The organism is Streptomyces koelreuteriae (genome assembly GCF_018604545.1).
GTDB lineage: Bacteria > Actinomycetota > Actinomycetes > Streptomycetales > Streptomycetaceae > Streptomyces > Streptomyces koelreuteriae.
This window is the reverse complement of record NZ_CP075896.1, coordinates 1,898,982-1,923,727: the sequence shown is the minus strand read 5'-3', so window position 1 is coordinate 1,923,727 and position 24,746 is coordinate 1,898,982. Positions and strand designations below refer to the sequence as shown.

The window sequence follows — 24,746 nt, the reverse complement described above, 5'->3', positions numbered from 1 at the left end:
CGACTCATGCCAGACGCGCGCGATGTCACCCCCTACGACGCCCTGCTGCTGCTCTCCTTCGGCGGCCCGGAAGGCCCGGACGACGTGGTCCCGTTCCTGGAGAACGTGACGCGCGGGCGTGGCATCCCCAAGGAACGCCTCAAGGAAGTCGGGCAGCACTACTTCCTGTTCGGCGGGGTCAGCCCCATCAACGACCAGAACCGCGCCCTGCTGGACGCCCTGCGCAAGGACTTCGCCGACCACGGCCTCGACCTGCCGGTCTACTGGGGCAACCGCAACTGGGCGCCGTACCTGACGGACACCCTGCGCGAGATGGTCCGCGACGGGCGCCGCCGCGTCCTGGTCCTCGCCACCAGCGCCTACGCCTCCTACTCGGGCTGCCGCCAGTACCGCGAGAACCTCGCCGACGCACTCGCGGCCCTGGAGAGCGAGGGCCTGGAGCTGCCCCGGGTCGACAAGCTGCGGCACTACTTCAACCACCCGGGCTTCCTGGAGCCCATGATCGACGGGGTGCTCCGCTCTCTCGCCGAGCTCGACGAGGACGTCCGGGACGGGGCGCACCTCGCCTTCTCGACCCACTCGATCCCGACGGCCTCCGCCGACACCTCCGGGCCCGCCCGGGACCACGGCGACGGCGGCGCCTACGTCCGGCAGCACCTGGACGCGGCGAAGCTGATCGCGGACGCCGTCCGGGAGCGCACCGGCGTCGACCACCCCTGGCAGCTCGTCTACCAGTCGCGGTCCGGCGCCCCGCACATCCCGTGGCTGGAGCCCGACATCTGCGACCACCTGGAGGAGCGGCACGCGGCCGGTGTCCCGGCCGTCGTGATCGCGCCCATCGGGTTCGTCTCCGACCACATGGAGGTCCTGTACGACCTCGACACGGAGGCGAGGGCGAAGGCCGAGGAGCTGGGGCTGCCGATGCGCCGCTCGGCCACCGTCGGTGCCGACCCCCGGTTCGCCGCCGCCGTCCGCGAACTCATCGTGGAGCGGGCCGCCGCCGAGCGCGGGCAGGAGGTCACCCCGTGCGCCCTCGGCGCCCTCGGGGCGAGCCACGACCTCTGCCCGGTCGGCTGCTGCCCGGCCCGCGCCCCCCGGCCCGCCGCGGCGGGCGCCGACAGCACCTACGCGTGAGGAGCCTTGTGACCGACCCCCTGCACTCGGACCTGCTCGACCTCGCCCAGGAGGCCGCCCGCCGCGCCGGCGCCCTGCTGCGGGACGGGCGCCCGGCCGACCTGGCGGTCGCCGCGACCAAGTCCAGCCCCATCGACGTCGTCACGGAGATGGACATCGCGGCCGAGAAGCTGATCACCGGCCTGATCGCCGAGCGCCGCCCGGACGACGGCATCCTCGGCGAGGAGGGCGCCTCCACGGAGGGCACCAGCGGCATCCGCTGGGTCGTCGACCCGCTCGACGGCACGGTCAACTACCTGTACGGGCTGCCCACCTGGTCCGTCTCCATCGCCGCCGAGCAGGACGGCGAGACCGTCGTCGGAGTGGTCACGGCCCCGATGCGCGGCGAGACGTTCCACGCCGTGCGCGGCGGCGGCGCCTGGGCCACGGGAGCCTGGGACGGCGAGCGCCGGCTGGCCTGCCGCCCCGCGCCGCCCCTGGACCAGGCGCTGGTCTCGACGGGCTTCAACTACGTCACCGAGGTCCGCACCCACCAGGCCGAGGTCGCCCAGCGGCTGATCCCGCTGCTGCGCGACATCCGGCGCGGCGGCTCGGCCGCGGTCGACCTGTGCGACCTGGCCGCGGGACGCCTCGACGGCTACTACGAGCGCGGTCTGCACGCCTGGGACCTGGCGGCGGGTGACCTCATCGCCCGGGAGGCGGGCGCCCTGACCGGTGGACGCCCCGGAGAACGCCCGTCGGGTGATCTGACGGTCGCGGGGACCCCGGGTGTCTTCGAACCCTTCCAGCGCCTCCTGGAGGACTTCGGCGCGTGGCACGACTGAGGGCGGCGCGGACCGGCGTACGACGGCCCACGCCGGGCTGAACACCTGGTGAACGAGCCCGTACGACGACGAAGCGGGCCCCGGCGCTGGATTCGCCGGGGCCCGCTTCGTACGCCTTGAGTCAGACGCTCGCTGCGCTGACCTCCACACCGTGCTCGGCGGCGAGGCGGCGCAGGTCGTCGAGCTCGCCCTGCTCCACTTCGACGAGGAAGTCGTCGCCCTCGTCTCGAGCCCGGGACAGATCGGACTCGGTCGCCCTTATGCGCTGCAGAAGTCCTGCGGTGAATGCGTCCATGCTGCGCCCCCTCGTCCTGGGTCGTGGGTCGTCGGCACGGGGGTGTGCCGTTCGGAAGGGACGATCACGCCTCCGGTGGATGCCCAGCGCCGCTCTGCTGGGCGGCGGCGGTGCCGGACACCCACGCCCGCTCTGCGGAAAAGCGGATTGATGCGCACCGCATGGTGGCGCGGTACCAGCAGAGTGTGATCGTGGGATGTAAAGCCGTCCTCCCCAAGCTCTCTTCCGTGGAAACCTAACCGGAGGAGAAAATCTCCTATTCCCCGCGCCCGCACCCGCGCTCACACCCGGGCCCGACCTCTCCCTCACCCGCCTTACCTCCGACTTATGGCCGAAAAGGGCAGGATGGAGGGCAACACACCAACAGACCGTCGAAGACCCCTGCCCGCATGCGCCCGTGAAGCGCCGCGCGGGTGGACATGAGGAAGGACTAGGGACGTGCGCGTACTCGTCGTCGAGGACGAGCAACTGCTCGCCGATGCGGTGGCCACCGGACTGCGCCGGGAGGCCATGGCCGTCGACGTCGTGTACGACGGTGCGGCCGCCCTGGAGCGCATCGGCGTCAACGACTACGACGTGGTCGTCCTCGACCGCGACCTCCCGCTCGTGCACGGCGACGACGTCTGCCGCAAGATCGTCGAGCTCGGCATGCCCACCCGCGTGCTGATGCTCACGGCCTCCGGCGATGTCAGCGACCGGGTCGAGGGCCTGGAGATCGGTGCCGACGACTATCTGCCCAAGCCCTTCGCGTTCAGCGAGCTCATCGCGCGCGTGCGGGCCCTCGGCCGGCGCACCAGCGTGCCCCTGCCGCCCGTGCTGGAGCGCTCCGGCATCAAGCTCGACCCCAACCGCCGCGAGGTCTTCCGCGACGGCAAGGAGGTCCAGCTCGCGCCCAAGGAGTTCGCCGTCCTCGAGGTGCTGATGCGCAGCGAGGGCGCCGTCGTCTCGGCGGAGCAGCTGCTGGAGAAGGCCTGGGACGAGAACACCGACCCGTTCACGAACGTCGTGCGGGTGACCGTCATGACCCTGCGCCGCAAGCTCGGCGAGCCGCCCGTCATCGTCACCGTCCCCGGCTCCGGCTACCGGATCTGATCCCCCGTGGCAGCGACTCCCGCGCCCCCGCAGGCGCCCCCGAAGCCCACCTGGGACCCCAGAAGGCCCGCGCCGCCCATCCCGTGGCTGCGCCCGACCATCCGCATACGGCTCACGCTGCTCTACGGCGGCATGTTCCTGATCGCCGGCATCCTGCTGCTGTCGATCATCTACCTGCTGGCCGCGCAGGCGCTCAACGTGGGCAGCGAGCTGCCGTTCAAGATCGTCGAGGGCAAGGTCACCAGCGACATCTGCAATCTGCCCGGCCAGGCCTCGCCCAGCGAGTTCAACGAGGCCATGAACCGCTGCGTCAACGACCAGCGCCAGCACGCCCTGGACAACCTGCTCAGCCGCTCGCTCCTGGCCTTGCTGGGCCTGGCGGTCATCGCCTTCGCCTTCGGCTACGCGATGGCCGGCCGGGTCCTGTCGCCGCTGGGCCGCATCACCCGTACCGCCCGTACGGTGGCGGGCTCCGACCTGTCCCGCCGGATCGAGCTGGACGGCCCGGACGACGAGCTGAAGGAGCTGGCGGACACCTTCGACGACATGCTGGAGCGGCTGCAGCGCGCCTTCACCGCCCAGCAGCGCTTCGTCGGCAACGCCTCGCACGAGCTGCGGACGCCGCTGGCGATCAACCGCACGCTCCTGGAGGTGCATCTGTCCGACCCGGGCGCGCCGGTGGAGCTCCAGCAGCTCGGAAAAACGCTGCTGGCCACCAACGAGCGCAGCGAGCAGCTCGTCGAGGGCCTGCTGCTGCTCGCCCGCAGCGACAACCAGATCGTGGAGCGGGGGCCGGTGGACCTCGCCGAGGTCGCCTCGCAGGCGATCGACCAGGTGCACGGCGAGGCCGAGGACAAGGGCGTGCGGATCCGTGGCGAACAGAAGCCCGCGGTCGTCCAGGGCAACGGCGTGCTGCTGGAGCGGATCGCGCTCAACCTGGTGCAGAACGCCGTGCGCTACAACGTGGCCGAGGACGGCTGGGTCGAGGTCACCACCGAGATCCAGCACGGCCAGGCGATCCTGGTCGTCTCGAACACGGGCCCGGTCGTACCGGCGTACGAGATCGACAACCTCTTCGAGCCGTTCCGGCGGCTGCGCACGGAGCGCACGGGCAGCGACAAGGGCGTAGGCCTCGGCCTGTCCATCGTCCGGTCCGTGGCCCGGGCGCACGGCGGGCACATCTACGCCCAGCCGCGGGAGGGAGGTGGGCTCGTGATGCGAGTCACGCTGCCCATCTGAGATCATGTCGCCGATCAACTCGGCGGTGCACGGGGATGTTCGCTTTGCGCGGAATTTCTGAGGCCTCACCTCGCGCACCCCGTGTGTGATCGATCACAGGGGCGCCTTTCCGGCCATCTACTCTCCGTGATCATGAGTCCTGTCGGAAAGCCGGGAAAATCCCGGTTTTCGGGGGTCTTGATCACGGGAAGTACAGGGTGAGACGCCTTTGAGGTGCGGCATTCGGACCGTGTACGGTCCCCATCGCCATCCAAGCCGATCACTCGTGAGGAGTCCGGTTGGGTGTCGATTGAGTAACAGACCTTGATGTGAGGCAAAATCTCCGCCTCAGGTCGGGCACAAGTCCGGCCTCTCACGCGTTACGTGCGCTGGAGACACCGCAGACACCCAGAGGGGGAGAGCGACCATGGCAACCGATTACGACACTCCACGCAAGACCGACGACGACGTTGACTCGGACAGCCTCGAAGAGCTGAAGGCTCGACGGAACGACAAGTCGGCTTCCGCAGTGGACGTCGACGAATTCGAGGCCGCCGAAGGCCTCGAGCTGCCCGGAGCCGATCTCTCGAACGAGGAACTGGCCGTCCGGGTGCTCCCGAAGCAGCAGGACGAGTTCACGTGCATGAGCTGCTTCCTGGTGCACCACCGCAGCCAGCTGGCCCGGGAGAAGAACGGCCAGCCGATCTGCCGCGACTGCGACTGAGGCGGGGTCGGCCGTGACTGGCTCGACCCCTCCCTGGAAGCGCCGCTTCTCCAAGCGGAAAGCGGACGAAGGGCCGATGGAAGGCCCGCAGTACGGCGTGCGTGACGACGAGCGAGGCCGGGCCGGCACGGGGGCGGCCTCGCTCGAACCGGTCGCGGACCGGGGTGACCTCCCGGCGTCCGCGGACGTCCCCGCGCCCGTCGCCCGACGGCGGGCGGGGGCGATCCGGGAGAAGGCCAGGGAGAGCGCCCGCAAGGGCGGTGCCCGGGCCCGGGCGGGGCTCGCGTACCTCACCGACCGGATCATCGAACTCTCACCGCGGATCCCCGTGCGGGACCTGGCGACGCTGCGCAGGCAGTTCCCGGGCCTCGGACCGGAAGAGCTCGCGGACAAACTCGTGGCGGGCGCGGCGAGCGCGACGGCGACGGTCGGAGCGGGCATCGGCGCGGCCGCGATGCTTCCCGTACCACCCGCGCTGCCGACGGAACTGGCCGCCGAGGTCACCGGCGTCGCCGCGATCGAGCTGAAGCTGATCGCCGAACTCCACGAGGTCTACGGCGCGCGACCGCCCGGCAACCTCAAGCAGCGCAGCACCGCGTATCTCGACTCGTGGTCGGGGGAGCGCGGGATCGACGCCACCAAGCCGTCGACGCTGAGCGTGGCGCTGAACAGCCGCATGAAGCGGGAGCTGCGGCAGCGGATCATGAAGCGGATGGTCCGCAGCATGCCGAACCTGATCCCGTTCCTGGTGGGCGCAGCCGTCGGGGCGGCCATGAACCGCAGCGAGACGAGAAAGCTCGCCGCCCGGATCCGCGAGGACCTGCGCAGGATTCAGGTGCCCTGGGAGGCCCTGGAGGCGCTTCCCGCACTGGAACGTCCGGCGGACGCCCTGGAGATGGGCGAGATCACCAGCGACCCTCTGGGCCGCCGCGAGGACGCGAAGCACGACATCGAGGGCGACGACAAGCACGACGGGCGCTGAAGCCCTCCCGGCCGCCCGTCGGGTGAAGCCCCGATCGGATGTCCTACTCCGGCTTCCCCGGCTTCGTGGTCTTCAGCGCCTCCGCCAGACGCTCCGGCTCGCGCGTGGACAGATACAGGTACGGAGTCGGGTCCTCCGGGTCCGTGACCTTCACGCGCAGGGCCGTGGGGATGTAGGCGCGCAGCAGCAGAAAGGCGCGCGGGTCGGCCTTGTGCGTGCGCCAGGCGCGCGCCTCCTCCGCGTCCAGGACCTCCGAGTCGCCCAGCGCCGCCAGCGGGATCTTCGCCTCGCCCGCGATCAGCGAATCGCCCACCACACGGATGCGGACGGCGCCGTACGAACTCGCGGCGACGGCCGCGACCGCGGTGCCCCCGGCCAGGCCGCCGAGCATGGGCAGCGTGCCGAACGGCAGCAGGAGCAGGGCCATCGATACGCCGACGAGGAACGAGATCAGCCACCAGGTCCGGGGGGCGGTGAGGCGTTCTTCGTACGGGGCGGCGGAGAGCTGCATGGAGCCAAGCTTGACACGGTGTCCGCGGCGGGCCGACGCGCGGGTAAGGTCTCCGGCTGTGAGTCGTACATCCGCAGCTCTTCAGCCTCCGGCCGACGCCGTGCGACCGGTGCGGCATCCGGACGCTCCGGCGCCCGGTGAGCTCCTCGGCGCGCACTACGGCCAGTGCTTCGGCTGCGGTGGCGACCAGCCGCACGGGCTGCACCTGGAGGCGCGGGCCGGCGAGGGCGTGTCACTCACCGCCGAGTTCACCGTGCGGCCCGCCCACCAGGGCGCCCCCGGCCTCGCGCACGGCGGGGTGCTCGCCACCGCCCTGGACGAGGCCCTCGGCTCGCTGAACTGGCTGCTGCGCACGATCGCCGTGACCGGGCGACTGGAGACCGACTTCGTCGGGCCCGTGCCCGTCGGCACCACGCTGCACCTCCAGGCCGAGGTGACGGCGGTGGCCGGGCGGAAGATCTACTCGACCGCGACCGGACGCGTGGGAGGCCCCGACGGGCCCGTCGCCGTGCGCGCCGACGCGCTCTTCGTCGAGGTGAAGGTCGACCACTTCGTCGACCACGGCCGCCAGGAGGAGATCCAGGCGGCCATGAACGACCCGGACCAGGTCCGGCGCGCCCGTGCCTTCGAGGTGAATCCGTGAGCCTGGAAGGCCCCGTGAGCCCTGCCGGCCTCATCAGCCCCACCGATTCCACCGACCCCGCGAGCCCGGAAAGCCCCATGACTCCCATGAGCCCCGCGAGCCGTCAGCCCCTGGACGTGCTGATCCGGCGCGTCGACCCGGACGTACCCCTTCCGTCGTATGCGCAGCCCGGTGACGCGGGAGCCGATCTGCGCACCACCGAGGCGTGTCAACTGGAGCCGGGCGAGCGGGCCGTGCTGCCCACGGGCGTGTCTGTGGCGCTGCCGGAGGGGTACGCGGCCTTCGTGCACCCGCGATCCGGTCTGGCCGCGCGCTGCGGCGTCGCCCTGGTGAATGCCCCGGGGACGGTTGATGCCGGGTACCGTGGGGAGATCAAGGTGATCGTGGTGAATCTCGACCCGCGCGAGGCCGTGCGGTTCGAGCGCTTCGACCGGATTGCCCAACTGGTAGTCCAGCAGGTCGAGAAGGTTCGCTTCCAAGAGGTGGCAAAACTTCCCGACTCGGCGCGGGCCGAGGGGGGCTTCGGGTCCACCGGAGGCCATGCGGCGGTGGACGGGACGAGCGGCACAAGCGGTCAGGCCGCCCTGGGCGGTCGGACGGGTGGGAATCGATACGCTTCGGTCGTATCCGACCGGGAAGGACAGTGACGTGTTCGGACGTCGCAAGAATAGGGATGCCGCCGAAGACGCGGCCGGCGAGACCGAGCAGGTCGTCGACGGTGTCGACAGTGAGGCGGACGAGGGCGAGCGCCTGAGGCTCGAGCCGGCGCCTCGGCCCGACGGGCCCTGGGACAGCTCCGAGGTCCATGACCCGGCCGAGGGCCGGGTCGACCTGGGCGGTCTGTTCGTGCCCGGCGTCGAGGGCATGGAGCTCAGGGTCGAGGTCGCGGGCGACGCGATCGTCGCGGCGACGGTGGTGCTGCGGGACAGCGCCGTGCAGCTCCAGGGCTTCGCCGCGCCCAAGCGTGAGGGCATCTGGGGCGAGGTGCGCGAGGAGATCGGCTCGGGCATCACCCAGCAGGGCGGCATCGTCGACGAGGTCGAGGGTCCGCTGGGCTGGGAGCTGCGGGCCCAGGTGCCGGTACAGCTGCCGGACGGCACCGGCGGCTTCCAGGTCGTACGGTTCATCGGCGTCGACGGACCCCGGTGGTTCCTGCGCGGGGTCATCTCGGGCCAGGGCGCGGTGCAGCCGCAGGCGGCCGGGCTGCTCGAGCAGATCTTCCGGGACACGGTCGTGGTCCGCGGCGAGGGCCCGATGGCGCCCCGCGACCCGATCGTCCTGAAGCTGCCGAACGACGCCCAGATGGTCCCCGAGGGCGTCCAGCAGGAGGAGGGCTCCCGCTTCGCCGGCGGAATGGGCCAGCTCCAGCGCGGACCGGAGATCACCGAGGTCCGCTGAGGCGGTTGGAGACAGCAGGGCCGTACCCCGCAGGGGGTACGGCCCTTTCTCATGCGTGAACCCTTGACGGCTCATTGGTCTGTACCTACCGTTTCGGTTCATCGCGTCTGTTCATAAAGGCGCTTCACGTTCACATACAAGAACGGAAGGCTCCTGCGCATGCACAGAACCGCTCTGTTGGCCGCCACGGCCTCCCTCGTGGCCGGCCTCCTCGCCTGGCCCGCGAACGCCGCTCCCAGCGACTTCGTCCACCCCGGAGTCACCGTCTCCAAGGGGCAGCTGGACTTCACCCGCTCCAAGGTCGGCTCCGGCGCCCAGCCCTGGAAGGGTGCCTTCGACCGGATGATCGCGAGCAAGTACGCCGACCTGAACCGCACGCCCGAGCCCCGGGCCGTCGTCGAGTGCGGTTCGTACTCCAACCCCAACCACGGCTGCACCGACGAACGCGAGGACGCGATCGCCGCCTACACCCAGGCCCTCGCCTGGTACGTCACCCGCGACGAACGGCACGCGCGCAAGGCCATCGAGCTGATGGACGCCTGGTCGGCCGTGATCAGGGACCACACCAACAGCAACGCGCCCCTGCAGACCGGCTGGGCCGGCTCCTCCTGGCCCAAGGCCGCCGAGATCATCAAGCACACCTACACCGGGACCTGGGCGAACTCCGGCCGCTTCGCCACCATGCTGCGCAACGTCTACCTCCCCGAGGTGATCAACGGCTCCCACTCCAACGGGAACTGGGAGCTGTCGATGATGGAGGCCGCCGTCGGCATCTCCGTCTTCCTGGAGGACAAGACGTCGTACGACAAGGCCATGGCGAAGTTCCGCACGCGGACCGCCGCCTACGTCTACCTGGCCTCCGACGGTGAGCTGCCGAAGACCGTGCCGAGCCAGAACCTCAACACCCGGGAGAAGATCGTCCGGTACTGGCAGGGGCAGTCGACCTTCGTCGACGGCCTCAGCCAGGAGACCTGCCGGGACTTCACCCACACCGGCTACGGCCTCTCGGCCATCTCGCACATCGCCGAGACCAGCCGGATCCAGGGCCAGGACCTCTACGGCACCGACGTGGGCGAGCGGCTGCGGCACGGGCTCGGCTTCCACGCCAAGTACGAGCTCGGCACCGCCGCCCCGGCATGGCTGTGCGGCGGCTCGCTCAAGCCCGGGCTCGGGCCGGTCCCCGAGGTCGGCCACAACGCCCTGGCCAACCGCCTCGGACACGCCATGACCAACACCGGGACACTGACCCAGCGGGGGCGCCCGGCCGGCAGCAACAACCTCTTCGTCGCCTGGGAGACCCTCACCCACGGCGACAATCCCGGGTGAGGCCCTGACCCGCCGGGCGCGTCAGAGTTCCGTCAAAGACGGTCCGCGGCCGCGCCCGGCACCCATATGCCGTAATTGCTGGCCGTAAGGTCGACGCTGCGCAAGCAGCAGACCGGAAGACAATGAGGCCATGGCACGCGGCAAGTTTCGGATCTACCTCGGTGCGGCACCGGGCGTCGGCAAGACGTACGCGATGCTCTCCGAGGCGCATCGCCGCGTCGAGCGGGGCACCGACTGCGTGGTCGCCTTCGTCGAGCACTACGACCGGCCCCGCACCGAGGTGATGCTGCACGGCCTGGAGCAGGTGTCGCGCAAGCAGCTGGAGTACCGCGGCGGCGTCTTCCCCGAGATGGACCTCGACGCCGTCCTGCGGCGCGCCCCCGCCGTCGCCCTGGTGGACGAACTGGCCCACACGAACGTCCCCGGCTCCCGCAACGCCAAGCGCTGGCAGGACGTGGAGGAGCTGCTGGCGGCCGGCATCGACGTGATCTCGACCGTCAACATCCAGCATCTGGAGTCCCTCGGCGACGTCGTCGAGTCGATCACCGGGGTGCGGCAGCAGGAGACCGTGCCGGACGAGGTGGTACGGCGGGCCGACCAGATCGAGCTGGTCGACATGTCGCCCGAGGCGCTGCGGCGGCGGATGGCGCACGGCAACATCTACAAGCCGGACAAGGTCGACGCGGCCCTCTCCAACTACTTCCGGCCCGGGAACCTGACCGCCCTGCGCGAGCTGGCGCTGCTGTGGGTGGCCGACCGGGTCGACGCCTATCTCACGCAGTACCGCAGCGAGCACCGGGTCTCGAGGATCTGGGGCTCGCGCGAGCGGATCGTGGTCGGCCTGACCGGAGGCCCGGAGGGCCGGACGCTGATCCGCCGTGCCGCGCGGCTGGCCGAGAAGGGCGCCGGCGGCGAGGTGCTGGCCGTCTACATAGCCCGCAGCGACGGGCTGACCTCGGCCTCGCCCAAGGAACTGGCGATGCAGCGGACCCTGGCCGAGGACCTCGGCGGTACCTTCCACCACGTCGTGGGCGACGACATACCGGCCGCCCTCCTCGACTTCGCCCGCGGTGTGAACGCCACCCAGATCGTGCTGGGCTCCTCGCGCCGCAAGACCTGGCAGTACGTCTTCGGGCCCGGTGTCGGCGCGACGGTCGCCCGGGAGTCCGGGCCCGACCTCGACGTGCACATCGTCACCCACGACGAGGTCGCCAAGGGCCGCGGCCTTCCCGTGGCCCGGGACGCGCGCCTCGGGCGCTCCCGGCGCGTATGGGGCTGGATCGTCGGCGTCGCCGGACCGCCGGCCCTGGCGGCGCTGCTCAACACCGTCGATCTCGGCCTCGCCAACGACATGCTGCTGTTCCTGGCGCTGACGGTCGCGGCGGCCCTGCTCGGCGGGCTGCTCCCCGCGCTGGCCTCGGCCGCGGTGGGATCCCTGCTGCTGAACTACTTCTACACACCGCCGCTGCACCGGTGGACCATCGCCGACCCGAAGAACATCGTCGCCATCGTCATCTTCGTGGCCGTCGGCGTGGCGGTGGCCTCCGTGGTCGACCTGGCCGCCCGCCGCACCCACCAGGCGGCCAGGCTGCGGGCCGAGTCGGAGATCCTGTCCTTCCTCGCGGGCAACGTGCTGCGCGGTGAGACCGGCCTGGAGGAGCTGCTGGAACGCGTCCGGGAGACCTTCGGGATGGAGTCGGCGGCCCTGCTGGAGCGGGCGAGCGACGTCGAGCCGTGGACCTGCGCGGGCCGCGTCGGGCAGGGGCATCCCGTGGAGCGGCCCGAGCAGGCGGACGTGGACATGCCGGTCGGGGACCATATGGCCCTCGCGCTCACCGGCCGCGTCCTGCCCGCCGAGGACCGCCGGGTGCTGGCCGCCTTCGCCGCCCAGGCCGCCGTCGTACTGGACCGCCGCCGGCTCCAGGAGGAGGCCGACCGGGCCCGCGCGCTCGCGGAGGGCAACCGCATCCGTACGGCGCTGCTGGCCGCCGTCAGCCACGATCTGCGCACCCCGCTCGCCGGGATCAAGGCGGCCGTGACCTCCCTGCGCTCCGAGGACGTCGAGTGGTCCGACGAGGACCAGGCGGAACTGCTGGAGGGCATCGAGGAGGGCGCGGACCGCCTCGACCACCTCGTCGGCAACCTGCTCGACATGTCCCGCCTCCAGACCGGCACGGTCACCCCCCTGATCCGCGAGATCGACCTCGACGAGGTGGTGCCCATGGCGCTCGGCGGGGTGCCCGAGGGCAGCGCCGACCTGGACGTCCCCGAGACCCTGCCGATGGTCGCCGTGGACCCGGGGCTGCTGGAGCGGGCGATGGCCAACCTGGTCGAGAACGCCGTCAAGTACAGTCCGCCCGGCTCGCCCGTGCTGGTCGCCGCCAGCGCGCTCGCCGACCGGGTGGAGGTGCGGGTGGTCGACCGGGGGCCGGGCGTCCCCGACGCGGCCAAGGACCGCATATTCGAACCCTTCCAGCGCTACGGCGACGCCCCCCGCGGCGCAGGCGTGGGCCTGGGGCTCGCGGTGGCGCGAGGCTTCGCCGAGGCCATGAGCGGCACCCTGAACGCCGAGGACACGCCCGGCGGCGGCCTCACCATGGTCCTCACCCTCCGCGCGGCGGGAACCCGCCCGGAGCCGCTGCACGCGGCAGAACCCGAAAGGCAGGTCTCATGACCCGCGTCCTGGTGGTCGACGACGAGCCCCAGATCGTGCGCGCTCTCGTGATCAACCTCAAGGCACGCAAGTACGAGGTCGACGCGGCCCATGACGGCGCCACCGCCCTCCAGCTCGCCGCCGCCCGCCACCCCGACGTGGTCGTCCTCGACCTCGGGCTGCCCGACATGGACGGCGTCGAGGTGATCAGGGGGCTGCGCGGCTGGACACGGGTGCCGATCCTGGTGCTCTCCGCCCGGCACTCCTCCGACGAGAAGGTCGAGGCGCTGGACGCGGGGGCCGACGACTACGTCACCAAGCCGTTCGGCATGGACGAGCTGCTGGCCCGGCTGCGGGCCGCCGTACGCCGGGCCGAGCCGGCCGGAGGAGGTGAGGACGACGTGATCGTGGAGACCGACGAGTTCACCGTCGACCTGGCCGCGAAGAAGGTCAACCGCGCCGGGAAGGACGTACGTCTGACCCCCACGGAATGGCATCTGCTGGAGGTCCTGGTGCGCCACAGCGGCCGCCTGGTCGGGCAGAAGCAGCTGCTCCAGGAGGTGTGGGGGCCGTCGTACGGGACGGAGACGAACTATCTGCGCGTGTACATGGCACAGCTGAGGCGGAAGCTGGAGGCGGACCCGTCGCATCCGAAGCACTTCATCACCGAGCCGGGGATGGGGTACCGCTTCGAGAAGTAGGGCCTGTGCCACAGGGCTACGTAGCTGTCAGCGGGCCCCGGTACGCTCTAGTCATGAGTGCTGTTCCTCGTTCGCAGAAGCCGGCGGGCCGGTTCCGGCGCATGCTCGACCGGCTCTCCTCGTCGCAGGAGGACCTGGAGTCCGAGGAGCTGCGGGAGGACACCGAGACGGCGGGCTGTATCCGGATCGGAGACTGTCAGGACCGGCAGATAGTGACGGTTACTGGTACCTTGCGCACGGTCACCCTGCGGCCGCGCGCGGGAGTCCCGGCCCTGGAGGCCGAGCTGTTCGACGGCTCCGCCGCGCTGGACGTGGTGTGGCTCGGCAGGCGCTCCATCGTGGGCATAGAACCGGGGCGCAGGCTGATCGCATCGGGCCGCGTCTCCATGAGCCGGGGCCGCCGGGTGCTGTTCAATCCCAAGTACGAACTGAGACCCCTCGGACGGGAGTAGCCGGTGACGTCGCTCGACAAGCCGACCGAAGAGACATCTGCGGACGACAACCGGGCGGTGACCGAGGCCGCCCTGTTCGAGGCGTTCGGCGGCGTCCGGGGCATGGTCGAGACGGTGCTGCCCGGCCTGCTCTTCGTCAGCATCTACACGATCAACAAGGATCTGCATCTGTCGGCGATCGCGGCCCTGGCCGTGTCGCTGGTGCTGGTCGTGGTCCGGCTGGTGATGAAGGACACCGTCAAGCACGCCTTCAGCGGTGTCTTCGGCGTCGCCTTCGGTGTCGTCTTCGCGATGATGACCGGCAACGCCAAGGACTTCTACCTGCCGGGCATGCTCTACACGCTGGGCCTCGGACTCGCGTACATCGTCACCACGCTGTGCGGTGTCCCGCTGATCGGGCTGATCCTCGGCCCGGTCTTCAAGGAGAACCTCTCCTGGCGCACGCGTAACCCCGGCCGCAAGAAGGCCTACGCCAAGGCCAGTTACGCGTGGGGCGCGATCCTGCTCGCCAAGTGCGCGATCCTCTTCCCGCTGTACTGGTGGGCCGACACCACGCAGCTCGGCTGGGTCCTGATCGCCCTGAAGATCCCGCCGTTCCTGCTCGCCGTCTGGCTGACCTGGGTGTTCCTGGCGAAGGCGCCCGCGCCGATCGATGTGTTCGCGGAGATGGAGGCGGAGGAGAAGGCCGCCGAGGAGAGGGAGCGGGAGAGGGAGAGGGAAGCCGCTGCCCGGTCCGCCGAGCAGTGAACTCCGAGAGCTGACCTCGAGACCTCGAGAACCGGGGGAGGGGGCGTCCTGGAAGTCCAGGGCGCCCCCTCCTGCTTGCCCCGAAAGGCACCGCCTCAGCTCTTCGCGCTGTCCTTGCGCACCGACAGCAGGTCCTCCAGCTGCTCCTCACGCGCCTGCGCGGCCACGAAGAGGAGTTCGTCGCCCGCCTCCAGGGAGTCCTCCCGGGAGGGGGTGAGGACGCGGGTGCCGCGGATGATCGTCACCAGGGACGTGTCCTCGGGCCACTCCACGTCGCCGACCTGCGTGCCGGCCAGGGCCGACTCCTCCGGCAGGGTCAGCTCGACCAGGTTGGCGTCGCCGTGGCTGAAGCGGAGCAGACGGACCAGGTCGCCGACGCTCACCGCCTCCTCGACCAGGGCGGACATCAGACGCGGCGTGGAGACGGCGACGTCCACGCCCCAGGACTCGTTGAAGAGCCACTCGTTCTTCGGGTTGTTCACCCGCGCGACCACCCGCGGAACGCCGTACTCCGTCTTGGCGAGGAGCGAGACGACCAGGTTCACCTTGTCGTCGCCGGTCGCGGCGATGACGACGTTGCAGCGCTGGAGCGCTGCCTCGTCCAGGGAGGTGATCTCGCAGGCGTCGGCGAGCAGCCACTCGGCCTGCGGGACGCGTTCGACCGAGATGGCCGTCGGCGCCTTGTCGATGAGCAGGACCTCGTGGCCGTTCTCCAGCAGCTCGCCCGCGATCGAGCGGCCGACCGCGCCGGCTCCGGCAATGGCGACCCTCATCAGTGACCGCCCTCCTCTTCAGGACCCTTGGCGAACGCCGCCTCGACCGTGTCGACCTCGTCGGTGCGCATCATCACGTGCACCAGGTCGCCCTCCTGCAACACCGTCTGCGAGGTGGGCAGGACCGCCTCGCCGAGCCGGGTCAGAAACGCCACGCGCACACCCGTCTCCTCCTGGAGCCGGCTGATCTTGTGGCCGACCCAGGCGGTGGAGGCGTGCACCTCGGCGAGCTGGACGCCGCCCGTGGGGTCGCGCCACAGCGGCTCGGCGCCGGAGGGCAGCAGCCGGCGCAGCATCTGGTCGGCCGTCCAGCGGACCGTCGCGACGGTCGGGATGCCCAGGCGCTGGTAGACCTCCGCGCGGCGGGGGTCGTAGATGCGGGCGGCGACGTTCTCGATGCCGAACATCTCGCGGGCCACGCGTGCGGCGATGATGTTGGAGTTGTCACCGCTGGAGACGGCGGCGAAAGCGCCGGCCTCCTCGATGCCGGCCTCCCGCAGGGTGTCCTGGTCGAAGCCGACCCCGGTGACCCGGCGGCCGCCGAAGGAGGACCCCAGGCGGCGGAAGGCGGTGGGGTCCTGGTCGACCACGGCGACCGTGTGGCCCTGTTGCTCCAGGTTCTGGGCGAGGGCGGAGCCCACTCGCCCGCACCCCATGATGACAATATGCATCGCGTCACACCGCGCTTCCTGCAGGCCCTCTGACCTGCATGAATGTCCTGATCATGTCTCTCTTTCGGCTCGCCGGGCATCACATCGCGGCCTGCGTGCGGACCGCCGGGCAACATCATGCCGGGGGAATCAGGCCATGATGCCCTGCGGGGGCGGTGCCGCGTTCGACTGCCCGACTCCAACGTATCGGCAAAGTCGAGGGGGTTGCCGACGGCCCTGCCCGGGCCGGAGCCTGCTTCGACCGGGGCCCGGGGCGGCTGCCCTCGGCGGGGGAGGAACAGACCATGAGCACCCAGATCGACGTCCTGGTCCTGGGCGGCGCCGGCGTGGACACCATCGTGCACGTGCCCGAACTGCCCGTGCCGCTCGCCGACAGCCACATGATCCGGCCCGGGATCGTGACGCGCGCGGGCCAGAGCGGAGACTTCGTCGCCCTCGGGACGAGCGCCCTGGGCCTGCGCACCCACCACCTCGACATGCTGGGCGACGACCCCGAGGGCGACCTCGTCCGCGCCCTGCACCGCGACCGCGGCATCGCCCTCACCGCCGTCCCCCAGCCGCTCGGCACCAAGCGCGCGGTCAACCTCGTCGGCCCCGACGGCGGACGGCTCTCCCTCTACGACGCCACGCGCACGGCGGAGACCGACCGGCTGCCCGAGGCCACCGTGCGGGAGCTGGCCGCCGTCAGCCGGCACGCCCACGTCGTCATCACCCAGCCGTGCGGCCACGCGCTGCCCACCCTGCGCGAGGCGGGCGTGACCGTCTCGACCGACCTGCACGACTGGGACGGGTCCAACCCCTACCACGAGCCCTTCGCGCTCCGGGCCGACCTGGTCTTCCTGTCCAGCGCGGCTCTGGCCGACCCGGAGCGCACCATGCGGTGGATCACCGAGCGGGGCCGGGCCCGGGCGGTCGTCGCCACCGCCGGGGCCGACGGGGCCTGCCTGCTGGCCGACGGTGAGTTCACTCACGTACCCGCCGCCACACCTCCGGCGCCGGTGGTCGACTCCAACGGCGCGGGCGACGCCTTCGCCGCCGCGTTCCTCTACGCCTGGCTGAACGCCGAGCCGCCCCGCCGCTGCGCCCTGTACGGCGCGGTGGCGGGGGCGTACGCCTGCACGGTGCCCTCGACCCGGGCCGACAGCATCGGCCGGGCGGAACTGTGCGCCCGTGTCACCGAGCTGATCAGCGGCGGTTGATGCTGCGCACGCTCGCAAGAGTCAGGATTCCGAGGGCGATGACGGTGGCCGCGGCGCCGATCAGTTCTGCGGACGTGTGCATGGGACCTCCGGGGTCGACAACGGCCGGGAAGCGGACGGAGCTTAGTCATATAGGCATGGGAACCGGGTGACCTGCGGAATCCGCAGCCGCAGCGGCCTCGGAATTCACTCGGAGAGCAGAGCGGGGCCCGATGAGGGGTGGCGGGTGGGCGAGCCCGCAATCGAACGCTTACGATCCTCTGTTGTGTCCAAACTGACCGACGTGCCCAAGCGGATCCTGATCGGGCGCGCACTGCGCAGTGACCGGCTGGGGGAGACCCTCCTGCCGAAGCGCATCGCACTACCCGTCTTCGCCTCCGACCCGCTGTCCTCCGTGGCGTATGCGCCAGGGGAGGTGCTGCTGGTCCTGTCCATCGCGGGCGTGACGGCGTACCACTTCAGTCCGTGGATCGCCGTCGCGGTCGTCGTACTGATGTTCACCGTGGTGGCTTCGTACCGGCAGAACGTGCACGCCTACCCCAGCGGCGGCGGCGACTACGAGGTGGCGAACACCAACCTCGGCCCCAAGGCGGGCCTCACGGTCGCCAGCGCGCTGCTCGTCGACTACGTCCTCACCGTCGCGGTGTCGATCTCCTCCGGCATCGAGAACCTGGGCTCGGCGATCCCGTTCGTCGTCGAGCACAAGGTGCTCTGTGCGATAGGCGTGATCGTGCTGCTCACGCTGATGAACCTGCGCGGGGTGAAGGAGTCCGGCTCGCTGTTCGCGATCCCGACGTACATCTTCGTCGCGGGCGTCTTCACCATGATCGCGTGGGGCGCCTTCCGCGGGCTCGTCCTGGACGACACCATGCGGGCCCCGACGGCGGACTACGTCATCAAACCCGAGCACCAGGGCCTCGCGGGCTTCGCCCTCGTCTTCCTCCTCCTGCGCGCCTTCTCCTCCGGCTGTGCCGCCCTCACCGGCGTCGAGGCGATCTCCAACGGCGTCCCGGCCTTCCGCAAGCCCAAGTCCAAGAACGCCGCGACCACCCTCGCGATGATGGGCCTGCTGGCCGTCACCATGTTCTGCGGCATCATCGCGCTGGCCGCCGCGACCGACGTCCGCATGGCCGAGAACCCGGCCAAGGACCTCATCCACAACGGCGTCCCGCTCGGCGCGGACTACGTCCAGAACCCGGTGATCTCCCAGGTCGCCGAAGCCGTCTTCGGCAAGGGTAGCTTCCTCTTCATCATCCTGGCCGCGGCCACCGCGCTGGTGCTCTTCCTCGCCGCGAACACCGCCTACAACGGCTTCCCGCTGCTCGGCTCGATCCTCGCCCAGGACCGCTACCTGCCCCGCCAGTTGCACACCCGCGGCGACCGCCTGGCCTTCTCCAACGGCATCGTGCTCCTCGCCGGTGCCGCCGGACTCCTGGTCGGGATCTACGGCGCCGACTCCACACGCCTGATCCAGCTCTACATCGTCGGCGTGTTCGTGTCCTTCACGCTCAGCCAGACCGGCATGGTCCGCCACTGGAACCGCCATCTGGCGACGGAGACGGACCCGGCCAAGCGCCGCCACATGATCCGCTCCCGCGCGATCAACGCCTTCGGCGCCTTCTTCACCGGCCTCGTGCTGGTCGTCGTCCTCGTCACCAAGTTCACGCACGGCGCGTGGGTCGCCCTGCTCGGCATGGTGATCTTCTACGTGACGATGTCGGCCATCCGTAAGCACTACGACCGCGTCGCCGAGGAGATCGCCGCCCCCGAGGGCCCGAGCGACGACAGCGTGCGGCCCTCCCGCATCCACTCCGTCGTCCTGATCTCCAAGATCCACCGTCCGACGCTGCGCGCCCTGGCCTACGCCAAGCTGATGCGCTCGGACAGCCTGGAGGCGCTGAGCGTCAACGTCGACCCGGCGGAGACCAAGGCGCTCAGGGACGAGTGGGAGCGGCGCGGCATCGACGTACCGCTGAAGGTCCTGGACTCGCCCTATCGCGAGATCACGCGGCCGATCATCGAGTACGTCAAGGGCCTGCGCAAGGAGTCGCCGCGCGACGCGGTGTCCGTGATCATCCCCGAGTACGTCGTCGGCCACTGGTACGAGCATCTGCTGCACAACCAGAGCGCCCTGCGCCTCAAGGGCCGGCTGCTCTTCACGCCGGGCATCATGGTGACCTCGGTGCCGTACCAGCTCCAGTCCTCCGAGGCGGCCAAGCGGCGCGCCCGCAAGCAGCAGGACTGGAACGCGCCGGGATCGGTGCGGCGGGGGCCGGCGCAGGTGCGGTCGAAGGAGTCTTCGGAGCCGAAGGGCTGAGACCAGGATTCGACGGGCCTGAGGCCCGTGCGAAACGGGCGTGAATCGGCCGGGCGGCAGCCACGTAGACTGGTGGGCTGTTGTCCGGCCGCCTCCGTTCGGCCGCACCCCTTTGATCGTTCCCCTCACGCTTTTGGAGTCACCCCGCCATGCAGGCAGAACCGAGGAAGTCGCTGGTGGGGGAGGAGTACGAGGTCGAGGTCGGCCCCGTCGCCCACGGCGGCCACTGCATCGCCCGTACGTCCGAGGGCCAGGTGCTGTTCGTCCGGCACGCGCTGCCCGGTGAGCGGGTCGTGGCGCGGGTGACGGACGGCGAGGAGGGTGCCCGTTTCCTGCGCGCCGACGCGGTCGAGATCCTGGACGCCTCCAAGGACCGCATCGACGTGCCCTGCCCGTTCGCCGGCCCCGGCCGCTGCGGCGGCTGCGACTGGCAGCACGCCAAGCCGGGGGCGCAGCGGCGCCTGAAGGCCGACGTCATCGCCGAACAGCTCCAGCGGCTCGCCGGGCTCACCCCGGAGGAGGCCGGCTGGGACGGCACGGTGGTGCCCGCCGAGGGCGACAAGCTGCCCGCGGGCCAGGTCCCCGCGTGGCGCACCCGCGTCCAGTACGCCGTCACCGCCGACGGCCGCGCGGGCCTGCGCCGGCACCGCTCCCACGAGGTCGAGCCGATCGACCACTGCATGATCGCCGCCGACGAGGTCAGCGAGCTGGGCATCGAGAAGCGCGACTGGACCGGCATGGACTCCGTCGAGGCGATCGCGGCGACGGGTTCCCAGGACCGCCAGGTGGTCCTGACGCCGAAGCCGGGCGCGCGCCTGCCGCTGGTCGAACTGGACCGCCCCGTCTCCGTCCTGCGGGTCGACGAACGCGACGGCGGTGTTCACCGTGTCCACGGCCGTCCCTTCGTCCGCGAACGCGCGGACGGCCGGACCCACCGGGTCGGCAACGGCGGCTTCTGGCAGGTCCACCCGAAGTCGGCCGACACGCTCGTGACCGCGGTCATGCAGGGCCTGCTGCCCCGCAAGGGCGACATGGCCCTCGACCTCTACTGCGGCGTCGGCCTCTTCGCCGGCGCCCTCGCCGACCGGGTCGGCGACGCCGGGGCGGTCCTCGGAATCGAGTCCGGCAAGCGGGCGGTGGAGGATGCGCGCCACAATCTCGCGGACTTCGACCGCGTCCGCATCGAACAGGGCAAGGTCGAGAGCGTGTTGCCGCGCACGGGCATCACGGACGTCGACCTCATCGTCCTTGACCCGCCGCGCGCGGGCGCCGGGCGGAAGACGGTGAAGCATCTGTCGTCGCTCGGCGCACGGCGCATCGCGTATGTGGCTTGCGATCCGGCGGCGTTGGCGCGGGACTTGGGGTATTTCCGGGATGGGGGGTATCGGGTGCGGATGCTTCGGGCGTTTGATCTGTTCCCGATGACGCATCACGTGGAGTGCGTGGCGATTCTTGAGCCGGCGGCAAAGGGCTCCTGATCTGTCTGTTCTCCGCGTGCGCGTTATGCGCGGTGTGGGCGGCGGCCCTCCCGTCGAAGGGTCTGCGCAGTTACCCGGCCGCCTGGCCGCGGCGGCGCGGATGCGGATGTGGCTGCGGGCCTCACTTGCCGGCGTGCTCCGCGAGCGTGTGGGCGACGAGCGCGTTGGCGTGGCCGTGCCCCAGTCCGTGTTCGGACTTCAGCCAGTTCACCAGCTCCATGTGCCGGGTCAGCGGCGAGGAGCGGATGAGGTCCTGCCAGTCCGCGATCGGGCGGCCGTACTTCTTCTCGATGGAAGGGAAGTAGCTCGCGGGGCCCTTCACGGTCGAGGGCGTGGTGGAGGACGTGGTGGTCATGGCGGTGGTCTCCCGTCTGTTCCGATGCAGTCCGCCGTATGACCTGGGGCCGCGCCCGAAGTCATCGGCGATGGAGAGTGTGCTGCGTCACATGCCGTGCGCGCCGTGCCCCCGCCTCACTTGGGAGGCAGGCTCGCCGCGAACGCGCGTCCCTCGTCGACCCACGCGCCGAGCGCCTGGTCCTCCGCGACCGCGGCGCCCTCGACCACGACCCAGCCGCGCATCGGACGGCCGGTCAAGTCGAAGAACCGTGCCCCGGGCCGTACCAGCGCCGTGTCCGTCGCCTCCGGGCCGACCCTGACCATGAGGTCGTCGCTGGTGACGCCCACGGCCATGTTGCCGCGGTACAGAAAGGCGAGCCCGCCGAACATCCGTTTCTCGCTGATCGCCGGGTCCGCGCCCAGCCGTTCCCGGATTCGCTCGGCCAGTCCTTCGTCGTACGCCATCGCCGTCTCACCCCTGTTCCACAAGCCGTGCTTGCGGGTCGCGCTGGTCCTTGGCGATGTTGCCTCGCGCCTGGCGGACGAGCAGCGGGGAGGTGCCGCCGGTCCGTGGCGTACGCGGCCACCCGCTCGCGCGGCCGCGGGACGACGCGCGTGGCCGTCACGTCGATCGTCATGTCTTCGCCTTCCGCTTCCACCTTCCTCTCTCCCGACCCGCGTCACCACCCGGTGCTCACCAGCTGGTCGAGGAGGAGTGCGAGTACCGCCCGAGCGGCAAGCCAGGGGCGGGACCCGGAATCGATCCAGGGCGCCTGGCGCCCTGTGCGGTGCGCTTCCCGTACGTAGCCCAGCCCCAGCCCCAGCCACCGCTCCTCACCTCGCCGATCGGCGAACCACTCGGCGCCGCACGCTTGGCGACCTTGGCTCGGTCAGTCACAACGTCAAGGCGGTCTACCAGCACTACCTGGGCTGGTTCGACGGCAATCCCGCCCAGCGGTACGTGGACTTCATCGGCGGCCCCGAACACGTACTGCGCCGGGCCCGCGAGTCCTTCGCCGCCGGAGATTTCCGCTGGGTCGCGCAGGTCGTCAACCATGTCGTCTTCACCCATCCCGGCAACGCCGAGGCACGCGCCCTGCAGGCCGACGCCCTGGAACAGCTCGGCTACGGCAGCGAGAACGGTACTTGGCGCAACTTCTACCTGACCGGAGCGCTCGAACTGCGCACGGGCTCGGTGGGCACCCCGACCGTCACCAACTCGCCCGACCTGTTGGCTGCCCTGACTCTTGACCAGCTTGTCGACTCCCTGGCCATCCGAGTCGACGGACCCCGTAGCCGGCACGCGGATCTCACCATCCGCTTCAGCCCGCACGGCGCGGACCCGGTCAACCTGCGCCTGCGCAACGGCGTCCTCGTCCACACCACCGGTACGACACCCGAAATGGCCGAACCTGACACCGACATCACCCTGAGTGACGCCGAACTACGGACCCCGACCCTGACTTCGCCATCGTCACTCCCTGACAGCAATCCTTGCTCCCTGTACAGCCCCGTCGCCCAGCGACCGAGCACCGCCCAGGATCACGAGTCGCCCGTGCGACATCTACGTCACCTGCCTCGCCGCCGTCGCACGCTTCGTCCTGCCATGAGCGGCGGCTGCCGTGTCTGTTCTGCCCGGCGGGTCCGGGCGGTAGCTTGGTGAGGAGGGCCCCAGAAGGAGGGCGATCCGATGCCGTGGTTCGTATGGCTGCTCGCCGCCGCGGCACTGGGTGCCGCGGAGTTCTTCACCCTGACTCTCGTCTTCGGTTTGCTGGCCGGTGCCGCGTTGGTTGCCGCTGTGGTCGCCGGCGTGGGTATTGGCCTTCTCGGCCAGCTCCTGGCCCTCGCAGCGGCAGCGGCGGCGGGCCTCGTCATCGTCCGTCCTGTCGCGCTGCGGCATCTGGCACAGCAGCCCCTGACTCGCGAGGGCAGTGACGCGCTGATCGGCAAGCGTGCCGAGGTCATGCAGGAGGTCACCGCGACCCGTGGCCTGATCAAGCTCTCCGGTGAGGAATGGTCCGCCCGCGCGCTCGACGAAAGCCTCGTCATCCCGGTGGGAGCGCTGGTCGACGTCATGGAGATCGAAGGTGCCACGGCCGTCGTCTACCCCCGCGAGCTTCTTCCGTGAACGGCTGAACGCACAGCAATGGAGGCACTGTGGATCCGGTTGTCGTCCTCGCCCTCGTGGCGGCCATCGTGGTCGTCTTCCTCGTGGCCTCCAGCGTGCGGATCGTTCCGCAGGCTCGCCGCTACAACGTCGAGCGGTTCGGCCGATACCGCCGGACGCTGCAGCCCGGGCTGAACCTGGTCGTGCCGGTGGCGGACCGCATCAACACCAAACTCGACGTGCGCGAGCAGGTCTACTCGTCCGACCCCAGGCCGGTGATCACCGAGGACAACCTCGTGGTGAACATCGACACCGTTCTCTACTACCAGATCACCGACCCCCGGGCCGCGGCCTACGAGGTGGCCGACTACCTCCACGCCATCGATCAGCTCACCGTGACCACCCTCCGGAATGTCATCGGCAGCATGGATCTGGAGGAGACGCTCACCTCGCGCGAGGAGATCAACTCCCGGCTGCGTGCCGTCCTCGACGACGCCACCGGCAAGTGGGGCATCCGGGTCAACCGTGTCGAGATCAAGGCCATCGATCCACCGCACACGATCAAGGAGGCGATGGAGAAGCAGATGCGGGCCGAGCGTGACAAGCGCGCGGCCATCCTGCATGCCGAGGGGGAACGGCAAGCCAAGATCCTTACCGCGGAAGGTACGAAGCAGAAGGACATCCTGGAGGCGCAGGGCACGCAACAAGCCATGATCCTGCGGGCGGACGGTGAGGCGAAGGCGGTGGAGCTGGTGTTCCAGGCCGTCCATCGGAACAACGCCGATCCGAAGATCCTGGCCTACAAGTACCTTGAGACGCTGCCGCACCTGGCAAGCAGCGACAACAACACGTTCTGGGTGATCCCGGGGGAGCTGACCGAGGCGGTCCGGACCGTCACCCGCGCGTTCGGTGATCAGCCGACGGCGGGGCAGCACACAACCGCGCAACCCGATGAAGCGGCCGCTGCCGGTACTGAGGACCTGTCGGACGATGGCCGCACTCCGGAGCTCGGCGCGGGCTGGACGGCATCGCTCGGCGCCGCCGCCGCTGCCGACGAGGCCGGGAAACAGGCCGCCGCCGCGGTGAGCGACGCCAAGGCGGAGGCGGAGGCCGCGAAGTCGCCCCAGACTCCGCGCCGGGGGCAGACGTCCGACGATTGAGCCGA

26 protein-coding genes are annotated in these 24,746 nt (G+C 70.6%); 20 read left to right on the top strand and 6 right to left on the bottom strand.

Translation table 11 applies throughout. From position 1 onward, the window contains the following. Positions 1-6: 6 nt before the first annotated feature. Both KJK29_RS08445 and KJK29_RS08440 read left to right on the top strand, forming a co-directional pair. The gene (locus tag KJK29_RS08445) at positions 7-1,134 is read left to right on the top strand and encodes a ferrochelatase (protein WP_215118093.1); all 1,128 of its coding nucleotides are present in this window, start codon (positions 7-9) and stop codon (positions 1,132-1,134) included. A gap of 8 nt (positions 1,135-1,142) precedes the next feature. Beyond that, positions 1,143-1,958 carry an inositol monophosphatase family protein gene (locus KJK29_RS08440; protein ID WP_215118092.1) on the top strand — a complete coding sequence of 272 codons (816 nt, stop codon included), beginning with the start codon at positions 1,143-1,145 and terminating at the stop codon, positions 1,956-1,958. 121 nt (positions 1,959-2,079) lie between these two features. Here the strand turns inward: KJK29_RS08440 and KJK29_RS08435 are convergent, their stop codons facing one another. Beyond that, entirely contained in the window at positions 2,080-2,253 is a 174-nt protein-coding gene (locus KJK29_RS08435; protein WP_215118091.1) for a hypothetical protein, read from the bottom strand. Positions 2,254-2,691: 438 nt separating this feature from the next. Here KJK29_RS08435 and KJK29_RS08430 point away from each other — a divergent pair, with 438 nt between their 5' ends. The 4 genes from KJK29_RS08430 to KJK29_RS08415 all read left to right on the top strand — a co-directional run bounded on the left by KJK29_RS08430 (position 2,692) and on the right by KJK29_RS08415 (position 6,269). Continuing rightward, positions 2,692-3,345: a response regulator transcription factor gene (locus KJK29_RS08430; RefSeq protein WP_016432179.1), complete on the top strand. Its 654-nt coding sequence runs from the start codon at positions 2,692-2,694 to the stop codon at positions 3,343-3,345. A gap of 6 nt (positions 3,346-3,351) precedes the next feature. Then, the gene (locus KJK29_RS08425) at positions 3,352-4,584 is read left to right on the top strand and encodes a sensor histidine kinase (protein WP_215118090.1); all 1,233 of its coding nucleotides are present in this window, start codon (positions 3,352-3,354) and stop codon (positions 4,582-4,584) included. Positions 4,585-4,990: 406 nt separating this feature from the next. Next, on the top strand, positions 4,991-5,287 hold the full coding sequence (locus KJK29_RS08420) for a DUF4193 domain-containing protein (protein WP_003993510.1): 297 nt from the start codon (positions 4,991-4,993) through the stop codon (positions 5,285-5,287). Between the two features lie 13 nt (positions 5,288-5,300). Beyond that, positions 5,301-6,269 carry an EcsC family protein gene (locus tag KJK29_RS08415; protein ID WP_215118089.1) on the top strand — a complete coding sequence of 323 codons (969 nt, stop codon included), beginning with the start codon at positions 5,301-5,303 and terminating at the stop codon, positions 6,267-6,269. A gap of 43 nt (positions 6,270-6,312) precedes the next feature. Here the strand turns inward: KJK29_RS08415 and KJK29_RS08410 are convergent, their stop codons facing one another. Next, on the bottom strand, positions 6,313-6,780 hold the full coding sequence (locus tag KJK29_RS08410; RefSeq protein ID WP_215118088.1) for a DUF3093 domain-containing protein: 468 nt from the start codon (positions 6,778-6,780) through the stop codon (positions 6,313-6,315). Positions 6,781-6,838: 58 nt separating this feature from the next. Here KJK29_RS08410 and KJK29_RS08405 point away from each other — a divergent pair, with 58 nt between their 5' ends. The 8 genes from KJK29_RS08405 to KJK29_RS08370 all read left to right on the top strand — a co-directional run bounded on the left by KJK29_RS08405 (position 6,839) and on the right by KJK29_RS08370 (position 14,700). Beyond that, positions 6,839-7,423 carry a PaaI family thioesterase gene (locus KJK29_RS08405; protein WP_215118087.1) on the top strand — a complete coding sequence of 195 codons (585 nt, stop codon included), beginning with the start codon at positions 6,839-6,841 and terminating at the stop codon, positions 7,421-7,423. Positions 7,424-7,509: 86 nt separating this feature from the next. Then, positions 7,510-8,070 (top strand): dUTP diphosphatase, encoded by a 561-nt coding sequence (gene dut, locus KJK29_RS08400; protein WP_215124205.1) that lies wholly within the window; start codon positions 7,510-7,512, stop codon positions 8,068-8,070. A 1-nt stretch (position 8,071) separates the two neighbouring features. Next, positions 8,072-8,821 (top strand): DUF3710 domain-containing protein, encoded by a 750-nt coding sequence (locus KJK29_RS08395; RefSeq protein ID WP_215118086.1) that lies wholly within the window; start codon positions 8,072-8,074, stop codon positions 8,819-8,821. 159 nt (positions 8,822-8,980) lie between these two features. Continuing rightward, on the top strand, positions 8,981-10,147 hold the full coding sequence (locus KJK29_RS08390) for an alginate lyase family protein (RefSeq protein WP_215118085.1): 1,167 nt from the start codon (positions 8,981-8,983) through the stop codon (positions 10,145-10,147). A gap of 130 nt (positions 10,148-10,277) precedes the next feature. Further along, positions 10,278-12,821, top strand: a complete 2,544-nt coding sequence (locus KJK29_RS08385; RefSeq protein WP_215118084.1) for a sensor histidine kinase — start codon at positions 10,278-10,280, stop codon at positions 12,819-12,821. Further along, entirely contained in the window at positions 12,818-13,501 is a 684-nt protein-coding gene (locus KJK29_RS08380) for a response regulator (RefSeq protein WP_215118083.1), read from the top strand. Before KJK29_RS08385 ends, KJK29_RS08380 begins: the two co-directional genes overlap by 4 nt. Before the next feature lie 53 nt (positions 13,502-13,554). Continuing rightward, complete coding sequence (locus tag KJK29_RS08375) at positions 13,555-13,953, top strand: OB-fold nucleic acid binding domain-containing protein (RefSeq protein WP_215118082.1); 399 nt, start codon at positions 13,555-13,557, stop codon at positions 13,951-13,953. A gap of 3 nt (positions 13,954-13,956) precedes the next feature. After that, positions 13,957-14,700 (top strand): DUF3159 domain-containing protein, encoded by a 744-nt coding sequence (locus tag KJK29_RS08370; protein ID WP_215118081.1) that lies wholly within the window; start codon positions 13,957-13,959, stop codon positions 14,698-14,700. Positions 14,701-14,795: 95 nt separating this feature from the next. Here KJK29_RS08370 and KJK29_RS08365 read toward each other — a convergent pair whose 3' ends face one another. Continuing rightward, on the bottom strand, positions 14,796-15,473 hold the full coding sequence (locus KJK29_RS08365) for a potassium channel family protein (RefSeq protein ID WP_215118080.1): 678 nt from the start codon (positions 15,471-15,473) through the stop codon (positions 14,796-14,798). Beyond that, positions 15,473-16,144 (bottom strand): potassium channel family protein, encoded by a 672-nt coding sequence (locus tag KJK29_RS08360; RefSeq protein ID WP_215118079.1) that lies wholly within the window; start codon positions 16,142-16,144, stop codon positions 15,473-15,475. Before KJK29_RS08360 ends, KJK29_RS08365 begins: the two co-directional genes overlap by 1 nt. A 284-nt stretch (positions 16,145-16,428) precedes the next feature. Here KJK29_RS08360 and KJK29_RS08355 point away from each other — a divergent pair, with 284 nt between their 5' ends. The 3 genes from KJK29_RS08355 (at position 16,429) to KJK29_RS08345 (ending at position 21,138) form a co-directional block, all read left to right on the top strand. Next, a complete protein-coding gene (locus KJK29_RS08355; protein ID WP_215118078.1) occupies positions 16,429-17,343 on the top strand; it encodes an adenosine kinase in 915 nt (304 codons plus the stop codon). Between the two features lie 265 nt (positions 17,344-17,608). Further along, on the top strand, positions 17,609-19,660 hold the full coding sequence (locus KJK29_RS08350) for an APC family permease (protein ID WP_215118077.1): 2,052 nt from the start codon (positions 17,609-17,611) through the stop codon (positions 19,658-19,660). 149 nt (positions 19,661-19,809) lie between these two features. Further along, a complete protein-coding gene (locus KJK29_RS08345) occupies positions 19,810-21,138 on the top strand; it encodes a class I SAM-dependent RNA methyltransferase (protein WP_215118076.1) in 1,329 nt (442 codons plus the stop codon). A 121-nt stretch (positions 21,139-21,259) separates the two neighbouring features. On the opposite strand, the gene KJK29_RS08340 is transcribed toward KJK29_RS08345, so the two are convergent. Both KJK29_RS08340 and KJK29_RS08335 read right to left on the bottom strand, forming a co-directional pair. After that, on the bottom strand, positions 21,260-21,493 hold the full coding sequence (locus KJK29_RS08340; protein ID WP_215118075.1) for a DUF4287 domain-containing protein: 234 nt from the start codon (positions 21,491-21,493) through the stop codon (positions 21,260-21,262). 116 nt (positions 21,494-21,609) lie between these two features. Beyond that, positions 21,610-21,939 (bottom strand): TfoX/Sxy family protein, encoded by a 330-nt coding sequence (locus tag KJK29_RS08335; RefSeq protein WP_215118074.1) that lies wholly within the window; start codon positions 21,937-21,939, stop codon positions 21,610-21,612. Between KJK29_RS08335 and KJK29_RS39350 the strand changes: the two genes are divergently transcribed. Genes KJK29_RS39350 through KJK29_RS08320 form a run of 3 tightly spaced genes read left to right on the top strand, consistent with a single transcriptional unit; the run spans position 21,827 to position 24,741 of the window. Beyond that, positions 21,827-23,137, top strand: a complete 1,311-nt coding sequence (locus KJK29_RS39350) for an alkyl sulfatase dimerization domain-containing protein (protein WP_215118073.1) — start codon at positions 21,827-21,829, stop codon at positions 23,135-23,137. The genes KJK29_RS08335 and KJK29_RS39350 overlap by 113 nt on opposite strands. A 27-nt stretch (positions 23,138-23,164) precedes the next feature. After that, positions 23,165-23,602 (top strand): NfeD family protein, encoded by a 438-nt coding sequence (locus tag KJK29_RS08325; protein ID WP_215118072.1) that lies wholly within the window; start codon positions 23,165-23,167, stop codon positions 23,600-23,602. A gap of 29 nt (positions 23,603-23,631) precedes the next feature. After that, positions 23,632-24,741 carry an SPFH domain-containing protein gene (locus tag KJK29_RS08320; RefSeq protein ID WP_215118071.1) on the top strand — a complete coding sequence of 370 codons (1,110 nt, stop codon included), beginning with the start codon at positions 23,632-23,634 and terminating at the stop codon, positions 24,739-24,741. Positions 24,742-24,746 lie beyond the last annotated feature (5 nt).

Coding starts and splice junctions, on each gene's coding strand:
- KJK29_RS08445 (WP_215118093.1), top strand. CDS start 7: ATGCCAGACGCGCGCGATGTCACCCCCTACGACGCCCTGCTGCTGCTC.
- KJK29_RS08435 (WP_215118091.1), bottom strand. CDS start 2,253: ATGGACGCATTCACCGCAGGACTTCTGCAGCGCATAAGGGCGACCGAG.
- KJK29_RS08420 (WP_003993510.1), top strand. CDS start 4,991: ATGGCAACCGATTACGACACTCCACGCAAGACCGACGACGACGTTGAC.
- KJK29_RS08410 (WP_215118088.1), bottom strand. CDS start 6,780: ATGCAGCTCTCCGCCGCCCCGTACGAAGAACGCCTCACCGCCCCCCGG.
- dut (WP_215124205.1), top strand. CDS start 7,510: ATGAGCCCCGCGAGCCGTCAGCCCCTGGACGTGCTGATCCGGCGCGTC.
- KJK29_RS08390 (WP_215118085.1), top strand. CDS start 8,981: ATGCACAGAACCGCTCTGTTGGCCGCCACGGCCTCCCTCGTGGCCGGC.
- KJK29_RS08385 (WP_215118084.1), top strand. CDS start 10,278: ATGGCACGCGGCAAGTTTCGGATCTACCTCGGTGCGGCACCGGGCGTC.
- KJK29_RS08380 (WP_215118083.1), top strand. CDS start 12,818: ATGACCCGCGTCCTGGTGGTCGACGACGAGCCCCAGATCGTGCGCGCT.
- KJK29_RS08375 (WP_215118082.1), top strand. CDS start 13,555: ATGAGTGCTGTTCCTCGTTCGCAGAAGCCGGCGGGCCGGTTCCGGCGC.
- KJK29_RS08365 (WP_215118080.1), bottom strand. CDS start 15,473: ATGAGGGTCGCCATTGCCGGAGCCGGCGCGGTCGGCCGCTCGATCGCG.
- KJK29_RS08360 (WP_215118079.1), bottom strand. CDS start 16,144: ATGCATATTGTCATCATGGGGTGCGGGCGAGTGGGCTCCGCCCTCGCC.
- KJK29_RS08355 (WP_215118078.1), top strand. CDS start 16,429: ATGAGCACCCAGATCGACGTCCTGGTCCTGGGCGGCGCCGGCGTGGAC.
- KJK29_RS08345 (WP_215118076.1), top strand. CDS start 19,810: ATGCAGGCAGAACCGAGGAAGTCGCTGGTGGGGGAGGAGTACGAGGTC.
- KJK29_RS08340 (WP_215118075.1), bottom strand. CDS start 21,493: ATGACCACCACGTCCTCCACCACGCCCTCGACCGTGAAGGGCCCCGCG.
- KJK29_RS39350 (WP_215118073.1), top strand. CDS start 21,827: ATGTTGCCGCGGTACAGAAAGGCGAGCCCGCCGAACATCCGTTTCTCG.
- KJK29_RS08335 (WP_215118074.1), bottom strand. CDS start 21,939: ATGGCGTACGACGAAGGACTGGCCGAGCGAATCCGGGAACGGCTGGGC.
- KJK29_RS08325 (WP_215118072.1), top strand. CDS start 23,165: ATGCCGTGGTTCGTATGGCTGCTCGCCGCCGCGGCACTGGGTGCCGCG.